Here is a 20,860-nt window from a genome sequence, read left to right as displayed (position 1 = left end):
ATGCTTGTTTAAAGCATTCGGGCATTTTTTTAAAAAAATTCGCTTTCCTGCATCAAACTGTATAACAACTTTACCGTTCATAAACATGGATTCATCAAATTGTTAAATGGTGCAAGGTCTCTGAACGCTGCTTCGACATTTCCCAAGACAGCTGTCATCCCAGTAATGATTGAACTTGAAGCGATGATATTTGTACGGATTTTGCCGTTGTCCGGGCCATAGAACTCTGCGATATTTTTATAAGCCCAATTGCTGCGTGTTTTGACTTTGTATCCGCAGCACCGCCACGCTAGCGCTTGTGCCTGCTAAGTCGAAGGTTAGGTAAAACCCTTTTCTCCTTACTCGATATACAGAGCCTGAAACATATTCATCAATTCAAAATAGTATTATCTTGTTAAAACTTACTATCGTTGGCCGAAAGATAAATAGGAATCTTATAATTATCTGAAGTGATTTTAATTAAAAATTCGCGATAGTCTTTCAAAAATTTAAGTTCTTCCGGATTATAGATTTTATACATAGTTTCGAATTGAAGTGAATACAAATATCCTTTATCCAAGGTGCTTGCAAGTCTTAATGGCTGTATCGGACCTAGGTATTCATTAAGGGCTGGTGAGTCTATTTCAAACAAAAGAGATTTTAACATTTCAGTATCGATTTCTTTTTCAGAAAATAAAGCTACTTCATAAATAATCCCTTTTTCCTTCGTCGTTGAGGGTGCTTCATTCAAAGTTGAAATTTTGCTTTTTATAGATTGCACCTTGAAGATTGGCTGTTTTGTATTTTCTTGGTTTTTCTCGGCATTAGCCTTTGGAGTGGAAACCGCATGATCAACATCCTTATTGTAATGAATAAAATTAAAACCCCCTTTTACAAATGGGATAAGAATTAAAGAAAAACTTAAAATGATTATAATTTTTTTCATTTTGGATGTCCCCTTAGATTCTATTTGCGTTTTTACATTTAATACACTGTTACAATACGTGGTGATACCTTTTATTATCTTAAACGCCCGACATTAAAGCAGTCGGGTTTTAATGTGGTTGGCTAGTAACGTCGAGATAAAATATTTAAGTCATCTCAAAAGTTCTTATGCTGAATTCACTAAATATGACAAAATCCGTTACTCAAGCTCGAAGATTTCCATAATTTTTAAGCTGATTTGCAATTCAAGTGTAATTCTTGTTTAGATAATTTATAGAAATAGTGGTTCTTAAATAGTTTATTTAATATTAATATAAGGTTGTCAACCAAGTGAAATCAATATTTTATGGATTAGAATAGTAAATGCAGACAACGTCTTTTGGAAGTTGCCTGCATAGATGTTTAGTTTGTGAAATCCTTGCTGTAAGTTATGGCCTTTGGTTTTTTAACATTGTCTGTCGTTATAATTCCAGCATAGTAGGACACTAGGCCAGTATAAATGCTGCCATTATAGGTTTTATAATAGTTGTACTTTTTTACTTTGGTGCTATGAGTATCAAATTGTATTGCACCATAATAATCACGGGTATTATAAGGAGAGCTCGGGCCAGAATATTGGGTGGTTGTATTATAAGTATAGCCAATTGTCCCAGACGCGCTTCCTGTTAAGCCGACATTAATTACCTTAGCAATATCCCCGCTTACAGTCGCACTATATGTAACTGTTCCGCTTATGTTGAGAGATTGGCTAAGAGTTTTGGTCTGACCCAAAGCAACACTAACCAAAAACTTATCATTCGTTCTAGGTCCGGAGTTATATTCTGTAATTGTGCTTGAATCCCATACATAGGTTGAATGGCTATAGACCTCGTAAATTGCACCAAGAGTGCCAATACCTTTAGAGTCTTTTGATTGTTTCAACCGCTTACCTTCTTTTGCTAAGACTGGATCAATAAAATCCACTGATGCATTTGGGTTGCCTGCAACTTCGTGTTCAGCAATAACAGTGAAATTCTCTCCACCAACCTCAGCCAAAGCTGAGACTCCCCCTACTGTTGAAAAATTAAAAATAATGCTAACAGATTTACCAACCATTTTTTCATACCATTTCCCCCACATATATTATTTTGTAGTACTTTTTTATCTTACTACCATTTTTTTACTTTTTAAATTGGGAAATGTTTAGAATAGTATGTAAGAAAAATGGAGATTGTGAAGGATTATGGTGAAAGTTGAAACTTCTTAAAAGATACTAATGGATAGGAATAGGAACAGTAGTATTTTAAAATGCCTAAATTTCTACATGAAGTTGGGAAAATATATTTTTAAAAGGTTTCCCTCAACCAATCTTCGTAAAACAAAAGACACAATGGTTATAAAATCAAAAAAGGGAATAGTTGTATTTCACTTAGTCGCAAAACTAAGAGTATTTCAAAATGGTAGATGATGGTGAAGACAATACAAGGTACTTGGTATATTTGCCCAGCTACTCGTGATTCAAGGAACCAAGCTATCGCTGGTATGAAGTGTATGCAACAGAAAACGGCTACCAGCATAGTGAGGTAGAGAGATAGGGGAGAAGCTGATTTTTATATCACTAAAATCGCAAATATGAGTGAGGAAAGGTTCCGGACTGGCAGCAGCAAGAAACTTTCCTTTGTTACATTTCTTAAGGGCAGCTGAAGGGAATTGCGGTTAACTGTGTTATAAACTGGATGAAAATTAATTGCAAAATTGGCTAAAGAGGGACGGTTCCGGTTTGTATTTGGAAACAGGAACTGTCCCACATAAGTTCAGTTGCTATTTTTTCTAATATATGTTATTCTAAATAAGAATTATTTTTGTTCGGTGTAAAGGATGCAAAAAGTTCGACTTTTCGTCTTTTCGTCTTAATGATCACTTTGGGCAGGGATAGTAATACAATGTGCTTTAGCACTAGGAGGCAACAAACATGGAACAAGGTACAGTTAAATGGTTTAACGCAGAAAAAGGTTTTGGATTCATCGAGCGCGAAGGTGGAGAAGATGTATTCGTTCATTTCTCTGCAATCCAATCTGAAGGTTTCAAATCATTAGACGAAGGTCAAAAAGTAACTTTCGACGTTGAGCAAGGTGCACGTGGACCTCAAGCTGCAAACGTTCAAAAAGCTTAATACTCTTAAATGACCAAAACAGACCCCGTAAAAGGGTCTGTTTTTTTGTGTTTTCTTTTAACAGGTATTATAAATAGTTTTAAAACAATAAGTAACCATTATTTTCCTAGGAGAGGCAGGAAATATGACTACAAAAATAGAAATTATTTTCTTTTTTAAAATAATATTCTTACTATTTTAAAAATTTGATATGATGATGTTATCTTATTACTCCTAAATCGGTGGTTATCATATGAATTTACTTAAAGAGTTATCCATAAAAATGAAAAACCTTCCTTTCGGCAGTATTCGGACCAAAATGATTCTTTTTTTCCTCATGGTCGCGCTTATCCCATTACTATTGTTTGGTGTGCTTTCCTATGAAAAATCCTCTGAAATCATTAATGATCAATATAATGAATATGAAGAATTTGCTGTATCACAGCTGAATAACCAACTTGAAAACACGTTTGAACAGATGTTTGTTATATCGAGCGATATTAATCATTACTTATCCGACCCGACACTGGTTATCTTAAAAGAAGAAATTCCCCATTCCTATACAGATTTCATCGAAAATAAAAACTTTGAAAGATACCTCGAAGCCCATAAAACCTATAATACAAAAGGAATCTATTTAATTACAAATACAGGCTATTATTATGGAAACAGCCGCCTTAATATCCATAAGCTCTTTCAAAAACCGTTCTGGAAACAAGTAAATAGCTTGAACGAAGGGGAGCTTTGGATCGGTTTCTACAATACAGACCATTATTATAATAGTGAAAAGACTGAAAAAGTAATGGGAATGGTTTTTCCGATAGATAGCCAGTTTGGCGTCTTAAAAGGAAGCAAATTATTAATCGAGACAAATGCCGAGGAACTGTTTTCTTATATAAATTTCCTCGAAAATAAGCTTCATGCTTCAATTACTCTTAAAAATGGAGCGAATCAAGTCGTTTATAAGACGGGGAATGCCCCGAAGGAAGAGGAAACTGATATTGTCTGGAATAACAATTTTGATGGGTTTGGCTGGGACATTCATATCCGGATCCCTGTTGAATATTATTATCAATCCTCAAATGTCATTTACCGATATACAATTATGGGCATTATTTTTTCAATTGTACTAGTTACTCTTTTAGCAGCTTTCTTATCTATCCCGCTTACAAAACGGATTAAAGGCCTTAAATCTTCAATGGAATTGGTTAGTAAAGGAAACCTGGATACTCAAGTGGAGGTTACTTCAAAGGATGAATTGGGAGTTTTGGCACAAAGCTTTAACGAAATGGTTAATCGAATTAAAGGATTAATTGAACAGATTAGCTATACAGAGAGATTAAAAAGACAAGCCGAATTAAGGGCATTTCATTATCAAATCAATCCCCACTTATTATTCAATACATTAAATTCGATACAATGGAAAGCCAGGCTCTCAGGAGCAAAAGAAGTCCAGCAAATGATTTACCATTTGACTGAGGTGCTTCATGAAAACCTTAATTTTTCTGATGAGTTAATAACGTTGGAAAAGGAATTGAAAACTATTCAGCATTATTTGAAGGTACAGGAGGCCCGTTATGGGAAAACCTTCGAATATATCGAAAATATACAGGAAAATTGCCTTAGCTATTTAATCCCTCGAATGACGCTTCAGCCATTATTTGAAAATATTTTTTTCCATGCATTTGAAGATGGAATAGGAAGAATTGAACTCATGCTTATTGCAAAGGGCGGCAATTTGGAACTCACTCTTGAGGATAATGGAAAAGGGATGGATGAAGATACAATTAAAAATCATCTTAAGCCGATGAATCAAAAAGAAAAAGGAAGGGGCGGAATCGGCGTATATAACGTAGATCAGCGCGTAAAGCTTCATTTTGGGACAGAGTTTGGGTTATCTATTAAATCTGTTGTGGGTAAAAAGACGGTTTTTACTATTATATGGCCAAAAAGGAGGCTGCCTGATGATAAAAGTTCTAATTTCTGATGATGAGAGAATCGTCAGAAAAGGGTTAATCGCAACCATTGATTGGAATAAATTCGGTATGGAAGTCATTGGTGATGCTTCCAACGGACAAAGGGCATGGGAACTATTTTTGGAACATTCTCCTGAAATTATAATTACGGATATCGTCATGCCGGAGATGAATGGAATTGAACTGGCTAGAAAAGTTAAACAGCATTCTCCTTCTGCAAAAATATTATTACTTAGCTGCCATCGTGATTTCGAGTACGCACAAGAAGGCTTGAATATTGGGGCTTCAGGCTATATTTTGAAAACTGCGTTTCAAGACCAGGAATTTGAAGACTATTTGGAGAGGTTCCAAAAAGAATTGTCTTACTCCAAAGGACAGGGGCAGGATGACTCTGCTCTTCTAAGGAAGGAATTTTATGCATGGCTTTGCGGTTTTACCAACTCTTTTCCAAAAATGCTCCAGAACCTTTTTGTTGCTGACTGGAATTGGAAGAAGGAACCTTATTATATTTTTTTACTAAGTGGGATGGATTGCGATGAGCATATCCAACTATTTTCTGAGCAAAAACGATTTGCTAAAATTCCATGCGGCCAGGAACAGGCATTTATCTTCATACCGGCGGAAACAAAAGAAACGTTGGAAAAGTGTTTAATTAAGGAAAAAAGTGAAAACTCAGCGGTTAACTGGAGAGTGGGAGGCCCTTTTAAAGGTTCTGAAGAATGGATGGAAGGTGTTTTATATCTTTATAAACTATTAAAAATTGAGAAGCAGTTTAAATTCTCGACCGAGGAATGGCCATTACCAATTCAGCAGGCAACCAAAATGATGATTGAGCATTTAGAGCAGCCACTGTCATCAAGCGATATAGCAGCTAAAGTAGGTTTGAGCAGGAGCCATTTTAGCACGATGTTCAAAAAAACGGTTGGAGAGAGCTTTATTGAATTTACTGAGAGAATGAGAATAAACACTGCATGCGATCTCCTAGAGAATACTTCACTTACTCAGCAGGAGATTAGTGAAAAAATAGGTATACAAGATGGAAAGTATTTCAGCAAATGGTTTAAAAAATGTACAGGTAAAACACCGTCTGATTATCGACAAAACAAAAAGGAGAATTTTATCTAACAAATTTCCTCCTTAAATTTTAAAAATTCAAACAATAATACAAAAAGAATAAGATAGGATTAGGTTCAAGACCGCTTTCATTCACGTTAAAATGAAAGCGGTTTCCAATTTAATTAGGAAAAAAGGGAGACTTGGATGAAGAAATTAACGATGCTTTTGCTAGCACTCCTGTTTATCTTTTCTGCCAGTGCATGCTCAAACAGAGAAACGATCGGCCCCAAAGCGAATGAGGAGACGAAAGAAGAAAGAAATAAAACAGTTCTTCGTTTTGCATCATGGGATTCAGGGGAAGCGTTGAAAATCCAGGAGGAAATTGCTAAAAGATTTGAGGAGATAAACCCGAATGTAAAGGTCCAGGTTGAAGCATATGGTGAGGAATTTGATCAAAAGCTGGCTACGTCCTTTGGTACGAAAAATCCTCCGGATGTCCTTTATATGTGGAACTTCCCAGCCTATTTTCAGTCACTGGAACCGCTTGACCAGTTTGTAAATAACGATTCTGAACTAGACTTGAACGATTTTTACCAAGGCTTGTTCAATTATTCAAGTATGTATGGAAAGTTGTATGGAATCCCAGCGGGTTTTACGACGAGGGTAGTTTATTTTAACAAGGATTTATTCGACATTGCCGGCATGCCTTATCCTGAGGAAGGCTGGACATGGGATGATTTCCAAGCGGCTGCGGAAAAACTGACCGTTCCATCGGAAAAACAGTATGGATTCGGAATAAGGCCTGAACCGGATACGTATGATTTGCAAGGTTTTATCTGGAGTAATGAGTCAAGCTTTATAAGTGAAGATGGAAAAGAAGTTGAAGGTTATATGAATAGCCCTGAAACGATTGAAGCAATTAACGTCTTTGCTGACATGCTAAAGGATAAGAGTGCAGTTCTGGTTGGCGGTAAAAATCAGCAAAGTGGCGAAGAGTTTTTCAAAGAAGGGAAGATAGCGATGTGGGAAACCGGTATTTGGCCATTGGAAGAGTTTAAAGAAGCAAAAGTAAACTTTGGAACAGTGGAAATGCCTGCTTTTTCAGGGAAATCTGTGAAAGGAGTCATTGCATCCTCCGCGGTTTCAATAGCAAAGGATTCAAAAAACAAGGAACTGGCCTGGGAATTCGTAAAATTCTATTCCTCAGCAGAGGCGATTAAAAGGAGAACCGCCGATCTGCCGGTCCGCATAAGTGTTGTAAAAGATATAAAGACCGAGGAAGATCCATTGATTAAGCCATTCTACAAAATGCTTGAAAGGTCAAATGATACCCCGGCGTTCCATCTTAATAAAAATTGGGATGAAATCAATCGAAATCTTTCTTCAGCCATCAACGCAATTATGCTGGAGCAGGATGCTGAAACGCTCCTGAATAAGGCAGTAAAAGATTCAGAGATTTACCTTAAATAGTTTATGAAGTGAGAAGTTAAACTGACTCCCTGAGCATAAAACAAGGTCCGCGATGTACCTCGTGACATGCAAAGAACGCCTGTGACAGATAAAGGGTGTCCGTCACTACAATGTTTATTCGGAAGAATTTTCCTTTGTTTCTCTGTAATAATTTTTCTAAGAAGCTTCCCATTGTGGAACGGAAATCAACAAACCAACTAAGGAAATATTAAGTTCTTCTATACATTTTGAATTAATTAAAGACTATTCTACAGATTCCTAGTGATTGAAGCGGAAGGCGCGAAGACTCCTGCGGGAGAAAAGGTCAGTGGGAGACCCCGCAGGCGTACGCGCCGAGGAGGCTCCCAGGCCGCCCGCGGAAAGCGAAGCGCCTGAAGCGGAAATCACGTATTTATAAGGGTGATACATAATTTCAAGTCATATATATAACATTTTGAAGGGGATGAATCAATATGGTGGATTACTTTGGCTTGGAAAATAAGGTTTGTGTAGTGACAGGGGGAGCATCAGGAATTGGACTGGCAACAGGCACACTTCTGGCTGAAGTCGGAGCAAAAGTTGTTTTATTGGATATTAACGAAGACAAAGGACAAAAGGCAGCGGCGGACCTGCAAATGAAAAACTATAAAGTTGATTTCTTCCGTTGTGATGTGACAAAAGCTTCCGATTGCATATCAGTCAGAAATTACCTAGAAGAAAACTATGGACGAGTAGATGTTCTTTTTAACAATGCAGGTGTGATCAGAAGGAAATCAGTAGTAGATTTGGATGAATCAGATTGGAATTTGGTCATTGACGTATCGCTTAAAGGAATTTATCTCCTATCAAAATATTTAATCCCGCTAATGGCCAGCGGCGGGGGTGGAAGCATTATTAACACTGGCTCAGGCTGGGGGATAAAGGGCGGAGACCAAGCGGCTGCCTATTGCGCAGCAAAAGCGGGTGTCGTGAATTTGAGCAAAGCAATGGCTATAGACCATGGGCCGCAAAATATCCGGGTAAATTGCATCTGCCCGGGAGATACGGATACTCCCCTTTTGAGGGATGAAGCGAGACAACTAAACAAGGAAGAAAAGGCTTTCCTTGTATCGTCCGCAAAAGGCCGGCCGTTAGAAAGGCTTGGGACACCAAGAGATATTGCTAATGGAGTGTTGTTCCTGGCAAGTGATTTATCAACATGGGTAAGCGGGTCAGATTTAATAGTCGATGGAGGCGGGCTTGCTTAGCTAGTTTCAAAGTAATCAAAACCACTAGATTGTTAGGAGGAATTGAAGATGGGACAGAAGGTTCATCCTTACATACCAAACATGGTACCGGAAGTTCAAGCTGAAATGTTGAAGGTAATTGGAGCGGAATCAATCATGGATTTATATGCAGGCATTCCACAAGAGCTCCAGCTTAAGGAAACGCTAAACTTGCCGCCGGCATTAACAGAGTATGAGCTGAGGCGGCATATAGAAGGAGTCCTCAATAAAAATACAAGCACTAAGGAATTTATCAATTTTCTTGGAGCCGGCTGTTGGCAGCATTTTATCCCGGCTGTTTGTGACGAAATCAACCAGCGTTCGGAATTTTTAACAGCATATGCTGGAGAACCTTACGAGGATCATGGGCGTTTTCAGTCTCTTTTTGAATATCAGAGCCTGGTAGCTGAACTGGTTGACATGGATGTTGTTAATGTACCTACATTTGACTGGGGACAAGCTGCAGCTACTGCAATCAGGATGGCTGGAAGGATTACCGGAAGGAATAGGGTTTTGCTGGCAAGGACGGTAGCCCCTGAGCGGAGCAAAATTATCATTAATTATGGAACCCCACAGCTAGAATTCGAGTTTATCAGCTTTAACATAAAATCGGGCGCAATGGATTTGGAAGATTTGAAAGCAAAATTAACTGACGATGTTGCAGCCATTTATTTTGAAAATCCCTCCTATCTTGGGTTTATCGAGGAACAGGGTGAAGAGATTTCATCTTTATTAAAAAGGAACGGATCACTTCTGGTCGTGGGTGTTGACCCTATATCTCTTGGAGTGCTTGCGCCACCTAGCCACTACGGAGCCGACATCGTATGCGGCGATTTGCAGCCGCTTGGCATGCACATGAATTATAGCGGCGGGCAGGCTGGTTTCATTGCAACCCGTGATGAGGTGAAGTTTGTTCAGGAATACCCTTCCCGGTTGTTTGGGATTGTCCCGACCGTAAAGGAAGGTGAGTATGGGTTTGGAGATGTCGCCTACGACCGCACATCCTTCGCGAAAAGGGAAAATGGAAAGGAGTCGGTTGGTACCCAGACCGCACTATGGGGGATAACCGCGGGCGTATATTTAGCATTGCTAGGACCTGATGGCATTGAGGAAGTTGGTCAAACGATCATGCAAAATAGCCAATATGCAGTCCAACAATTAAATCAGATTGAGGGTATAAAAGGATCCCGCCTCGCTTCGCCGTTTTTTAAGGAATTCATCGTAGATTTTAATAACTCAGGCCTTCAAGCTAGTGAGATTAATCAACAATTGCTGGAAAGGAAAATTTTTGGAGGAAAGGATCTTTCACAGGAGTTCCCTGAATTTGGCCAGGCAGCTTTGTTTTGTGTAACTGAGGTTCATACGAAGGAAGATATTGATTATCTTGTTCAATCCATTCATGAAATTGTATCTGCTGCGAAATAGAAAGGAGTTATGACAATGAAAAGGATTCAACGCACAAGTAAAACCCGTGATTTTCATCAGGCAAAATGGAATGAACCAATTATTTTTGAACTTCATCAGCCTGGTGAAAAGGGCGTCGAACTCCCGCCAGCCAATGAAAAAGTAGTAATGGCAGTTGGGGATGGCATTTCGGCAATTCCGGCAGCAATGAGGAGGAAAGCTAAGCCGAATCTTCCGGAAATCGGTCAAGCACGCGTTCTACGGCATTACCTAAGACTGTCCCAGGAAACTCTTGGTTCAGATTTTAACGTGGAAATCGGACAGGGAACCTGTACGATGAAATATATTCCCAAAATTAATGAAATGCTTGTCCGTGATCCAAAAATGACAGAACTTCATCCGCTTCAGGACGAGGAAACAGTTCAGGGAATGCTTGAAATTTTTCACAAGCTGGATTTATGCATGAGGGAAATCTCCGGAATGGATTACTTTTCATTCCAGCCAAGCAGCGGGACACAGGCACTATTTGCAATGGCATCGATCGTAAGAAAATATCACGAGCAAAGGGGGGAAGGGGAGCAGCGCAATGAAATCATTACAACGATATTCTCCCATCCATCCCAGGCGGCAACCGCGGCTGTAAAAGGTTATAAAATCATTACCCTGCACCCCGATGAAAATGGGTTTCCTGATATCGAGAAGCTGAAAGCGGCAGTATCCGAAAGAACGGCAGGTTTTGTAGTTGCCAACCCTGAAGATACGGGGATTTTTAATCCAAGAATTAAAGAGTTTACGGATATCGTCCATCAGGCGGGCGGCCTTTGCTTTTATGACCAGGCAAATGCAAACGGACTTTTGGGGATTACAAGGGCGAAAGAAGCAGGATTTGATATGTGCTTCTTTAACCTTCATAAAACGTTCGCTGCACCACATATGTGCGGAGGACCGGCAACGGGTGCACTAGGGGTAACCGCTGAACTGAGAGAGTATTTACCTGTACCAATTGTTGAATCTTCTAACGGGAGATATACGCTTTGTTATGATTTAAAACACTCGGTAGGAAAGGTCCGCTCCTTCCATGGAGTTGCCCAAACAGTGCTTCGAGCATATGCCTGGATTCGGTCACTTGGAGCTGAGGGGCTGAAGGAAGTAGCGAAAATTGCTGTATTGAATAATAACTACATGTACCATCGTGTATTGGCAATTCGCGGGGCTGGAGCGCCATATATAAAAGGGCACCGGCTTGAGCAGGTCCGCTATAGCTGGGAGCAGCTGACGAGAGAAACAGGTGTTACAACCGAGGATGTTACGCTGCGAATGGCTGATTTTGGACTCCATTACTGGACGAGCCACCATCCATATATCGTAAAGCAGCCATTCACCCTTGAACCGACCGAATCCTACTCCAAAGAGGATTTGGATGAATACATTTATGCATTGGAACAGATATCAAAAGAAGCGTATGAAAATCCGGAAATAGTTAAGGCTGCACCTCAAAATAGTACAATTCATAAAATGGACGAGCAAGATTTTCTAGATAACCCTGAAAAATGGTGCATTACCTGGCGTTCTTATTTAAAAAAGACAGAAGTATATGAACCAGCTAAGTAAATGTTTATAGAAAATAGGGGGCTGTAATATGAAAAAGTACGTATCGTTTCTGATGGTTGTGGTTCTAGTCTTATTATCTGCATGCTCCAATAATGCATCTGGCGATGAAGGGAACAAAGGAAATTCAAAGAATCCATCGGGGACGATTACTATTTGGGGATGGGATGTGGCTGCTGCTACGATGAAAGAAGCAGTAGACAAGTTTCAGGAAAAACATCCTGATGTAAAAGTAAAAGTAGAGGATTTTAACAGCTCCGATCTATATGATAAGTTAACAGTCGGCCTTGCAGCCAGAGGTTCTGGACTGCCTGATGTTGTATTAATGGAAGATGAGCGGATACCGGGTTACCTTTATCAGTTTCCTGAAGGATTTTTAAAACTGAATGAATTGGGTTATGACAAATACAAAGATTCGTTCAACCCCGCTAAAGTAGCTGCAGTTCAGGATAAGGATGGAAATTTTATCGCCGCGCCATGGGATATTGGGCCGGCAGGAGTGTTCTATCGTGTCGATTATTTTAAAAAAGCAAATATTGATCCTAACTCTATTGAAACATGGGATGACTATATCGAAGCCGGAAAAAAGATTAAGGAAGCAACGGGTGCGAAGTTACTCCCAATTGATATCCCAAATTACGATGGCGTCTTTCAGATGATGATGCAGCAGCAGGGCCTCTCCTATTTTGATAAGGAAGGGAATATTACGCTGCAATCAGAGGAAGCGATCCGAGCGATGGAAGTAATCAAAAAGCTTCATGACGAGGATTTGATTTTAAACAATAAAGGTTGGGATGGGATTGTAACGGCAACTGTAAATGGCAGTGTTGCTACAATACCTTATGGTGTCTGGTATGCAGGCACTATCATGGACCAGGCAGCAGATTTAAAGGGTAAATGGGACGTTTTTTATCTGCCAGGCTTTGAAGAAGGCGGCACTAGATATGCGAATGTGGGAGGCTCATCGCTTTTGGTCCCTTCTACAAGCAAAAATCAATCTGCAGCTTATGCCTTTGTTGAATTTTTTACAACCGACAAAGATTCACAGCTGTTGGGATTTGAAAAATATGGCCTGTTTCCATCATTGAAAGAAACCTATAGTGCCCCTCAATTTACAGGCAATAGTGAGTACTTTAATAATAGTCCAATTTTCAAAAAGTTTGCTGATATTGTAGATCAGGTACCTGAAATTCATGTTAATGAAAATTTTGCTAAAGCGAGCAGTTTGAATAGCAATGCCCAGGCGGCAATATTACTGGAAAATAAACCTGTTAAATCGGCGTTAAAAGATGCCGGGAAGCAGCTTGAAAATGAAACTAAAAAATAGGTAAAGGAAAAGAGCTGAGAGGTTGTATGCCAATCCTCTCAGCTCTATCACTTTATAAAGGCAGGAGGCGACACCGGTGGACCAAACTGAAAAGGTTACAACAACGGTAATGAACATTGAGGTAAAAACGAAAAAGCCTTTAATAACTCCAAGAAGTGCTCCTTATTTTTTTCTTGCACCTGCATTTCTTCTCATTTTATTATTTACCGTCTATCCATTCTTTTCTTCATTTATTTTAAGCTTTCAGGAAGTGCGCGGCATTCAAAAAACATTTGTAGGTTTAGCCAATTACATAAGGTTGTTTCAGGATCCAATATTCTATAAGTCACTCATAAACACATTTCAAATTCTGGTTATCCAGGTCCCAATTATGCTTTTTTTCGCCTTGTTGATTGCGGTAGGACTTCATTCTTCTATGTTAAAGGGGAAAGCATTTTTTAGGATTTCTTATTTTATGCCATCAATCACAGCTCTTGTTGCCGCGTCGATTGTTTTTATGATTTTATTGGACGAACAGTTTGGGCTTATTAATTATTTTCTGTCCTTAATTGGGGTTAATCCTATTTCATGGCTGAATACACCTTTTTGGGCAAAAATGTCCGTCATTCTTGTTATGACTTGGAGATGGACAGGCTATAATATGGTCATTTTTCTTGCAGGCCTGCAAAATATTCCTTCAGAGTTATATGAAGCAGCGAGTATTGATGGGGCTGGCAAGATAAAGCAATTTTTCATGATTACAATCCCTCAATTAAAGCCCGTCTTTATTTTTACTGTTGTCATGTCAACAATTGGAACTCTGCAGCTTTTTGATGAACCGTTCATTTTAACAAATGGCGGGCCAAATGCAGCTACAATGACGATAACTCTCTATTTATATGAAACTGGCTTTAAGTTTTTTGACTTTGGTTATGCTTCGGCAATTGCATATGTCCTAGTTATGATTACAGCTTTTGTCTCATGGATTCAAATGAAACTGGTAGGTGATGATGAGTGATTGCATCCAGGAAATTGGTTTCAAAAATTGTGTTGTATGGTTTATTGATGATTGGTGTCCTGCTATCTATTGGTCCTTTTTATTGGATGATTGTTGGTTCGACCTTGCCTTCAGGAGAGTTGTTTCATCTTCCTCCCAAGCTGCTTCCAGGGACACATCTGGCGGAAAACTTCCAGAGTTTAAATGAATCTTTAAACATAGGCAGAATTTTTTGGAATTCCTTGTTCGTTGCCCTTGTTTATACAGGTTTTGGAACATTGATTAGTGCAATGGCAGGCTATGCCTTTGCAAAATTTAAGTTTAAAGGAAAGCAGTTGTTTTTCTTCATTATCTTATGTACATTAATGATTCCTTCCCAGGTAACCTTAATTCCGTTGTTTGAAATGATGGTTTCCTTTAATTGGCTTAATACGTATCAGGCGATTATTCTGCCAACGTTGGCTTCACCTTTTGCAATTTATTTGATGAGGCAAAATATGAAGGCTGTCCCAGACTCGATTATTGAGGCATCACGAGTCGATGGTGCAGGTGAGCTTAAGATATTCTTTTCTGTTATTTTTCCTGTTACGAGACCGGCACTCGCGGCAGTTGCCATTTTCCTGTTTATGTCCCAATGGAACAGTTTGCTCTGGCCGCTAATAACGATGAATTCCAGCGATATGTTCACGTTGCCGGTCGCTTTATCTAGTTTAATTGGTATGGCCCGGATTGATTATGGGCAGCTAATGCTAGGGACAACATTATCCACGATACCGATCATGATCTTCTTCTTAATGCTGCAAAAACATTTTATTTCCGGGATTTTAGGTGGGGCGGTAAAAGAATAATTTTAAATTTGGAAGTTGTAAACATTAATATATGGAGTATTTTTTACGATTAAAAAGAATATTGCCATCTACGTGGGGCTCGGTCACTTGTAAAATCGTGGCCGAGTTCTTTTGTGTGAATGAGATTTTAATAACCATGGGGGTGTTTTGGTTTAAGGCAAGGGTGTCCGGTGTGACATGGAAGCTTGTAAAAGTCGCCGGCATACCGAACGTTAACATTCGGTGAATGGGAGGACAAGGTTTAATTTTCTTTTTCTTGAGTTTCCTACTAAATAAAAACCCTACTCAAAGTACGAGTAGGGAGATGGTTCCGGTAAAGGAAAAGGTTTTTGCTAAAAGGCTTTTTCAGTATATCATACTGAGTTTGAAAATGTGTAGCTTTAAGTGTGCTTTGTTTAAATGTCCTTTTTAACTAACTCATCTTCGAAGTAAAAAGTAGAAGGATTTTCTTTGATGGTATAAGAATACTTCTTCATGTTTTTTACAAACATAAGTTTACTGATTGTTACTGTTTCATCAGTTGCTTTTATCGTTACTTTATCTCCAATTTGATACTTGTTTTTTCCAGACAATACTTAACACCTCTTTTGCAATATGTAACGCGTTTCTCTTTGTTAAAAGTCTTGATCGGCCTTATCCAGTATTTTTATTCCGATTAATAATTGGGTCGTGTGATGAGGAAGAAAATGAATTTCATTTAACTTGGGGTCTACATAAGAAATCTCCACGGTGCTTTCCGGATTTAGTCTTTGGTGGTTTTCCGTGATTTGCTCGATCTTTCGGTCCAATTCCTTTTGGTTATTCGCAAAAGTGAGTGTAGTCATTGTAGTCATCATCATTCTCCTTTTCGCCATAGTAGACAAAAGTGACTTCCTTCCTCCAATTCACTTTCAGAAATTTGTCCAAGGTATTAATCCTTACCTTCTATTTTACCATTATTCCCGAAAAGTTGTTTCATTAATGCTCCGTAATTTTAATACATCTGGTTTTTCCGGTTCATTTTGGTTAAAAGTGCCCTTACATGAATTCGCTAATGAGAATAGGGAAGAATAACTCACCAGAAAAGCCAGTCAACAATTAACTAATCCAGAGCAGCCATATTGTCTTAAATGGTTTTCTTCTCCAACCAAAATTCCGGTCACTTTAGCTTATGGTGGATTATTAGTTCAAAGTCCAATTGCTTGCATAAATGAGAACGAATGATACGATAATAATATAGTCAGCAATAATTTAGTCCGCAAATTAAGGGAATTCCGCAATGAAAAATAGAGGCGGTTCTATGCTGATTTAAAGCAAAGGACCGCCTCTTTTATGGGATTAACACTTGCTGTGTATTAAAAACATTGCTTATTTAGCATTATTCTTGACAAACAATAATTATTTTATAATAATGAGTTGTGAAAGTGATAACACATCACCGAAGAATTTGAAGGAGGAACTATACATGTCTCTTATCGGAAAACAAGTACAGCCATTTTTTGCAAAAGCTTACCAAAAAGGTGAGTTCATCGATGTAACTGAACAAAACTTCACAGGTAAATGGAGTGTTGTTTGCTTCTACCCAGCTGACTTCACATTCGTTTGCCCAACTGAACTAGAAGACCTTCAAAACCAATATGCAACACTAAAAGACCTTGGAGTTGAAGTTTACTCCGTTTCTACTGATACACATTTCACTCACAAAGCATGGCATGACAATTCTGATACAATCGGCAAAATTGAGTACATCATGATCGGCGATCCTTCCCAAAAGATCTCCCGCGGCTTTGATGTTCTTGATGAAGAAGAAGGACTTGCACAGCGCGGTACATTTATCATTGATCCGGACGGCATTGTTCAAGCTGTTGAAATCAATGCAGATGGTATCGGCCGTGACGCTAGCTCGCTTGTAAACAAAATTAAAGCGGCACAATACGTACGCAACAATCCAGGCGAAGTTTGCCCTGCTAAATGGCAGGAAGGCGGAGAAACACTTAAGCCTAGCCTTGACCTAGTAGGTAAAATTTAAGGAGCACGATAAAACATGTTGTTAGATGCAGATATTAAAGCACAATTGGAACAATACCTCCAGATGATGGAGGGGGATGTACTGTTAAAAGTAAGTGCAGGGTCTGATGATGTATCTCGCGACATGCTGGCTCTCGTTGATGAACTTGCAACCATGTCACCGAGAATTAAAGTAGAGAAAGCAGAATTGGAGAGAACTCCAAGCTTTAGTGTCAACCGTATTGGTGAAGACACTGGAATCGTCTTTGCCGGGATTCCGCTTGGACACGAATTCACTTCCCTTGTTCTCGCTCTCCTGCAGGTTAGCGGAAGGGCTCCGAAAGTGGACCAGAAGCTGCTTGACCAGGCGAAAAGCATTAAGGGTGAATATCATTTTGAATCCTATATCAGCCTGACTTGCCATAACTGTCCTGACGTTGTCCAGGCATTGAATGTAATGAGCCTTGTTAACCCTGGGATTACTCATACGATGATCGATGGGGGAGCATTTAAGGAAGAAGTGGAAAGCAAAGGCATTATGGCTGTTCCTACCGTATTTCTTAATGGCGAATCGTTCGGGGGCGGCCGCATGTCCTTGGAAGAAATACTTTCCAAAATTGGCAGTGCTCCGGATGCATCCGAATTCGCTGATAAAGAGCCATTTGATGTGCTTGTTGTCGGTGGCGGTCCAGCTGGTGCAAGTGCAGCTGTTTATGCGGCGCGTAAAGGCATTCGCACCGGTATTGTCGCTGAGCGCTTTGGCGGCCAGGTAATGGATACACTCGGCATTGAAAACTTCATTGGCACCAAATATACAGAAGGTCCTAAGCTTGCTGCCACCCTTGAAGAGCATGTGAAAGAGTACGATGTTGATATCATGAACCTTCAGCGTGCTGTTGGCCTTGAAAAGAAAGACCTTATCGAACTTCAGCTCGAAAATGGGGCAGTGCTGAAGAGCAAGACCGTTATTCTTTCAACTGGTGCACGCTGGCGGAATGTCGGCGTTCCAGGCGAAGCTGAGTTTAAAAACAAAGGTGTGGCCTACTGCGCGCATTGCGACGGCCCATTATTTGAAGGAAAGCACGTTGCTGTAATCGGCGGCGGCAACTCAGGAATTGAAGCGGCAATTGACCTGGCAGGCATTGTGAAGCACGTAACAGTACTTGAATACATGTCAGAGCTAAAAGCCGATACAGTTCTTCAGGATCGTCTTTTCAGCCTTCCAAACGTGACTGTCATCAAGAACGCTCAAACAAAAGAAATTACCGGAACAGACAAAGTCAACGGAATTTCCTATATTGACCGTGAAACAGAGGAAGAGCATCATGTTGAGCTCGAAGGCGTGTTCGTACAGATCGGTCTTGTTCCAAACACTGACTGGCTTGGAGACTCACTTGAGCGCACACGATTCGGTGAGATTGTAGTAGACAAGCACGGTGCTACCAGCATCCCAGGCGTGTTTGCTGCAGGAGATTGTACCGACAGTGTGTACAAGCAAATCATCATTTCGATGGGATCAGGTGCTACCGCAGCGTTGGGTGCATTCGATTATCTCATTCGCAACTAAACTGTCCCCAAGCTGTTTCAGCTTTGTAGGAGAGTTACAGGAAACCGCTTGCTAACCGCAAGCGGTTTTTTTTACAAGTGAAGGTGGACGGCAGAAGTGGGATTTTATATGGTAACCGTTAAAATTACCGGGTAATGATCGGATGGAAAGCCACCATGTATCTTGCTCCTATCAACTGAGACTTTTTTGAATTCGACATCCTTTGTTGCAAAGATATAATCAATTGGTTCTCCGGATGCTCCACCTGAAAAGCTATGAAAAGTTAAGCCAATCTCACCTTGGAAAATGCTATAAGCATTAACCAGATTATTTTTACTCTGCAAAAACTTAATGACATTATTGTCGGCGTTTACATTGAAATCTCCCGTTAAAAACGTTGGGTTTGTTTTTGCATCATAGGAGAACATAAAATCCCAAATCAATTGAATTCCTTTTTCCCTAGCTTCCTGGCTTACATGATCCAGGTGAGTATTGTAGAAGTAAAACTCCTTCCCCGGACATTTTACGAATTGGAAATGTCCCCATGTACATACGCGAGGAAAAGCTGTTCCCCAACTTTTACTGCCAGCTACTTCCGGCTTTTCAGATAACCAAAATTGCCCTTGATCAATAACTGACAAAATATCTTGATGATACAAGACTGCTGAGTATTCTCCTTTTTCCCCGCCATCACGGCCTTGTCCAATCCATTTATAGGCAGGCAGACGATCGACTATTCCATTCAACATGTAAGAAAGCCCTTCTTGTATTCCAAAAATAACAGGGTTATGTTTTGCAATCATTGCTGCAACTTTGTCAGCGCGATATTTCCAGCTATTTTCATGGTCACTTGGAATATCCACTCGTAAATTAAAAGTCATAATTGGAAAGTCCATATTGTCTCCTTTTTTGCAGTTTTTTACTAGTAAGTGCAGTCTGTCTGACTTTTGGCAAATAACGCATTTATATTTTAGCAAGAATGTTACAATAGAAAAAAGTTCTTGAACATTAATATTCTGTAAATTGGGCAATGGAAGTTACAGCTTGGACATAAAGGGGGAAAACAGATGTCAGCAGGATGCCTTACATCCGATAATGGAAATATCGGTGTAATGTGGAAAACGGTTTCGGAAGCATGTAATTTAGCGTGTGATTACTGCTATTACAGCCGTTGTGGAGGGAAACCGGGTAGGATTGACCGGATTGATGATGCTGTACTTGAAAAGTTTATAAAAGAATACATGGAACTATCGAACGGAGTAGCCAAATTTGCCTGGCAAGGGGGGGAACCATTGCTGGCAGGCCTGGATTTTTTTGAAAGGATTGTCGAGCTTCAGGCAAAGTATGCGCCTCCCAATACGATGATCAGTAACTCGTTACAAACAAACGGCACTTTAATCAATGATGAATGGGCCCGGTTTTTAAAACAATATAATTTTTTAGTTGGGGTAAGCCTTGATGGGCCAAAGGAAATAAATGACTCAAGACGTGTCACTGGTTCAGGTGCAGGCAGCTATGACCGTGTTATGAGGGGAATTGCCTCCCTGCGTAACTATGATGTTGATTTTAATATCCTTACAGTCATACTTGAAGGCAATGTAACAGAAGCAAGGGAGTTAATGGAATTTTATAAGCAAGAAAAGTTTTCATTTGTGCAGTTTATACCAGGTATGGATTTTAGGGCTCAGGAGACGGATGCAAAAGGTGAGTATTTGATTACTCCGGCTGAATATGGAAACTTCCTTTGCGAGGCCTTTGATGTCTGGTATAACGATGGTGAGCCGGTGACATCTGTCCGTTTTTTCGATAATATGCTGAACGTTTATGTTCACCGTGAAGCAGAACTGTGCATTCACCGTAAGTCATGTCCCAAAACATTGATCCTTGAACAAAATGGCGATGCCTATCCTTGTGACTTTTTTATCAATGACAAGTATAAGCTTGGCAATGTAGGAAGTGACAATTTAACAGATATCTTAAACAGCCCACTTTATGATGAATTCCTCAAACTTAAACCCAACTTGCCGAAACAATGTCTAAGCTGCAAATATATCAATCTTTGCCACGGTGGATGCCCGCGGAATCGGACGTGGAGTTTTGGGGAAGATGAAACACTTGTGGATGTGGATTATTTCTGCCAAAGCTACAAACAAATCTATTCCTATGCGCATGATCGAATGGAAATTGTGGCGCAAAACGTAAAAAGGCGCTGGCTGCAGGAGTATATTGAAACAGGCTTAAAACTGCCGGACCGAAACGATACATGCGTGTGCGGCAGCGGAAAAAAATTCAAAAAATGCTGTGAGCCTCTTAAAGCTGTCAGCACATCAAATAAATAAAAAGCATTGGAGCAAATTCTCCAAT

18 protein-coding genes are annotated in these 20,860 nt (G+C 39.8%); 13 read left to right on the top strand and 5 right to left on the bottom strand.

Translation table 11 applies throughout. From position 1 onward, the window contains the following. Positions 1 to 394: 394 nt before the first annotated feature. Positions 395 to 925 (bottom strand): hypothetical protein, encoded by a 531-nt coding sequence (locus AM500_RS17720; protein ID WP_053600409.1) that lies wholly within the window; start codon positions 923 to 925, stop codon positions 395 to 397. A gap of 401 nt (positions 926 to 1,326) precedes the next feature. After that, positions 1,327 to 1,959, bottom strand: coding sequence for a hypothetical protein (locus AM500_RS17715; protein ID WP_156319844.1), 633 nt, complete (start codon positions 1,957 to 1,959; stop codon positions 1,327 to 1,329). A gap of 916 nt (positions 1,960 to 2,875) precedes the next feature. Between AM500_RS17715 and AM500_RS17710 the strand changes: the two genes are divergently transcribed. The 10 genes from AM500_RS17710 to AM500_RS17665 all read left to right on the top strand — a co-directional run bounded on the left by AM500_RS17710 (position 2,876) and on the right by AM500_RS17665 (position 14,964). Continuing rightward, positions 2,876 to 3,076, top strand: a complete 201-nt coding sequence (locus AM500_RS17710; RefSeq protein WP_026694123.1) for a cold-shock protein — start codon at positions 2,876 to 2,878, stop codon at positions 3,074 to 3,076. A gap of 232 nt (positions 3,077 to 3,308) precedes the next feature. Beyond that, positions 3,309 to 5,042: a sensor histidine kinase gene (locus AM500_RS17705; protein ID WP_053600407.1), complete on the top strand. Its 1,734-nt coding sequence runs from the start codon at positions 3,309 to 3,311 to the stop codon at positions 5,040 to 5,042. Then, positions 5,020 to 6,156: a response regulator gene (locus tag AM500_RS17700; protein WP_053600406.1), complete on the top strand. Its 1,137-nt coding sequence runs from the start codon at positions 5,020 to 5,022 to the stop codon at positions 6,154 to 6,156. Before AM500_RS17705 ends, AM500_RS17700 begins: the two co-directional genes overlap by 23 nt. A gap of 135 nt (positions 6,157 to 6,291) precedes the next feature. Next, a complete protein-coding gene (locus tag AM500_RS17695) occupies positions 6,292 to 7,557 on the top strand; it encodes an ABC transporter substrate-binding protein (RefSeq protein ID WP_053600405.1) in 1,266 nt (421 codons plus the stop codon). Between the two features lie 452 nt (positions 7,558 to 8,009). Next, on the top strand, positions 8,010 to 8,783 hold the full coding sequence (locus AM500_RS17690) for an SDR family NAD(P)-dependent oxidoreductase (RefSeq protein ID WP_053600404.1): 774 nt from the start codon (positions 8,010 to 8,012) through the stop codon (positions 8,781 to 8,783). Between the two features lie 48 nt (positions 8,784 to 8,831). Further along, complete coding sequence (gene gcvPA, locus AM500_RS17685) at positions 8,832 to 10,226, top strand: aminomethyl-transferring glycine dehydrogenase subunit GcvPA (RefSeq protein WP_053600403.1); 1,395 nt, start codon at positions 8,832 to 8,834, stop codon at positions 10,224 to 10,226. A 15-nt stretch (positions 10,227 to 10,241) separates the two neighbouring features. Beyond that, on the top strand, positions 10,242 to 11,816 hold the full coding sequence (gene gcvPB / locus AM500_RS17680; RefSeq protein WP_053600402.1) for an aminomethyl-transferring glycine dehydrogenase subunit GcvPB: 1,575 nt from the start codon (positions 10,242 to 10,244) through the stop codon (positions 11,814 to 11,816). Positions 11,817 to 11,844: 28 nt separating this feature from the next. After that, the gene (locus AM500_RS17675; RefSeq protein ID WP_053600401.1) at positions 11,845 to 13,140 is read left to right on the top strand and encodes an ABC transporter substrate-binding protein; all 1,296 of its coding nucleotides are present in this window, start codon (positions 11,845 to 11,847) and stop codon (positions 13,138 to 13,140) included. Positions 13,141 to 13,249: 109 nt separating this feature from the next. Continuing rightward, a complete protein-coding gene (locus AM500_RS17670; protein ID WP_053601772.1) occupies positions 13,250 to 14,137 on the top strand; it encodes a carbohydrate ABC transporter permease in 888 nt (295 codons plus the stop codon). Then, a complete protein-coding gene (locus AM500_RS17665) occupies positions 14,134 to 14,964 on the top strand; it encodes a carbohydrate ABC transporter permease (protein ID WP_231688027.1) in 831 nt (276 codons plus the stop codon). The genes AM500_RS17670 and AM500_RS17665 overlap by 4 nt, the downstream gene beginning before the upstream one ends. Positions 14,965 to 15,359: 395 nt before the next feature. Here AM500_RS17665 and AM500_RS25910 read toward each other — a convergent pair whose 3' ends face one another. Together AM500_RS25910 and AM500_RS17660 are read right to left on the bottom strand one after the other, a co-directional pair. Then, positions 15,360 to 15,536 carry a hypothetical protein gene (locus AM500_RS25910; RefSeq protein ID WP_197028336.1) on the bottom strand — a complete coding sequence of 59 codons (177 nt, stop codon included), beginning with the start codon at positions 15,534 to 15,536 and terminating at the stop codon, positions 15,360 to 15,362. Positions 15,537 to 15,578: 42 nt separating this feature from the next. Next, positions 15,579 to 15,803 (bottom strand): hypothetical protein, encoded by a 225-nt coding sequence (locus AM500_RS17660; RefSeq protein WP_156319843.1) that lies wholly within the window; start codon positions 15,801 to 15,803, stop codon positions 15,579 to 15,581. 605 nt (positions 15,804 to 16,408) lie between these two features. Here AM500_RS17660 and ahpC point away from each other — a divergent pair. Together ahpC and ahpF are read left to right on the top strand one after the other, a co-directional pair. After that, positions 16,409 to 16,972 (top strand): alkyl hydroperoxide reductase subunit C, encoded by a 564-nt coding sequence (ahpC, locus tag AM500_RS17655; protein WP_053600399.1) that lies wholly within the window; start codon positions 16,409 to 16,411, stop codon positions 16,970 to 16,972. Positions 16,973 to 16,987: 15 nt separating this feature from the next. Beyond that, positions 16,988 to 18,517 (top strand): alkyl hydroperoxide reductase subunit F, encoded by a 1,530-nt coding sequence (gene ahpF / locus AM500_RS17650; RefSeq protein ID WP_053600398.1) that lies wholly within the window; start codon positions 16,988 to 16,990, stop codon positions 18,515 to 18,517. Positions 18,518 to 18,621: 104 nt separating this feature from the next. On the opposite strand, the gene AM500_RS17645 is transcribed toward ahpF, so the two are convergent. After that, a complete protein-coding gene (locus AM500_RS17645) occupies positions 18,622 to 19,392 on the bottom strand; it encodes an endonuclease/exonuclease/phosphatase family protein (RefSeq protein ID WP_053600397.1) in 771 nt (256 codons plus the stop codon). Between the two features lie 171 nt (positions 19,393 to 19,563). On the opposite strand from AM500_RS17645, the gene AM500_RS17640 reads away from it, so the two are divergent. Next, a complete protein-coding gene (locus tag AM500_RS17640; RefSeq protein ID WP_053600396.1) occupies positions 19,564 to 20,835 on the top strand; it encodes an anaerobic sulfatase maturase in 1,272 nt (423 codons plus the stop codon). Positions 20,836 to 20,860: the final 25 nt, after the last annotated feature.

The organism is Bacillus sp. FJAT-18017, assembly GCF_001278805.1.
GTDB lineage: Bacteria > Bacillota > Bacilli > Bacillales > Cytobacillaceae > Bacillus_D.
This window is presented reverse-complemented; position numbering and strand designations above follow the sequence as displayed.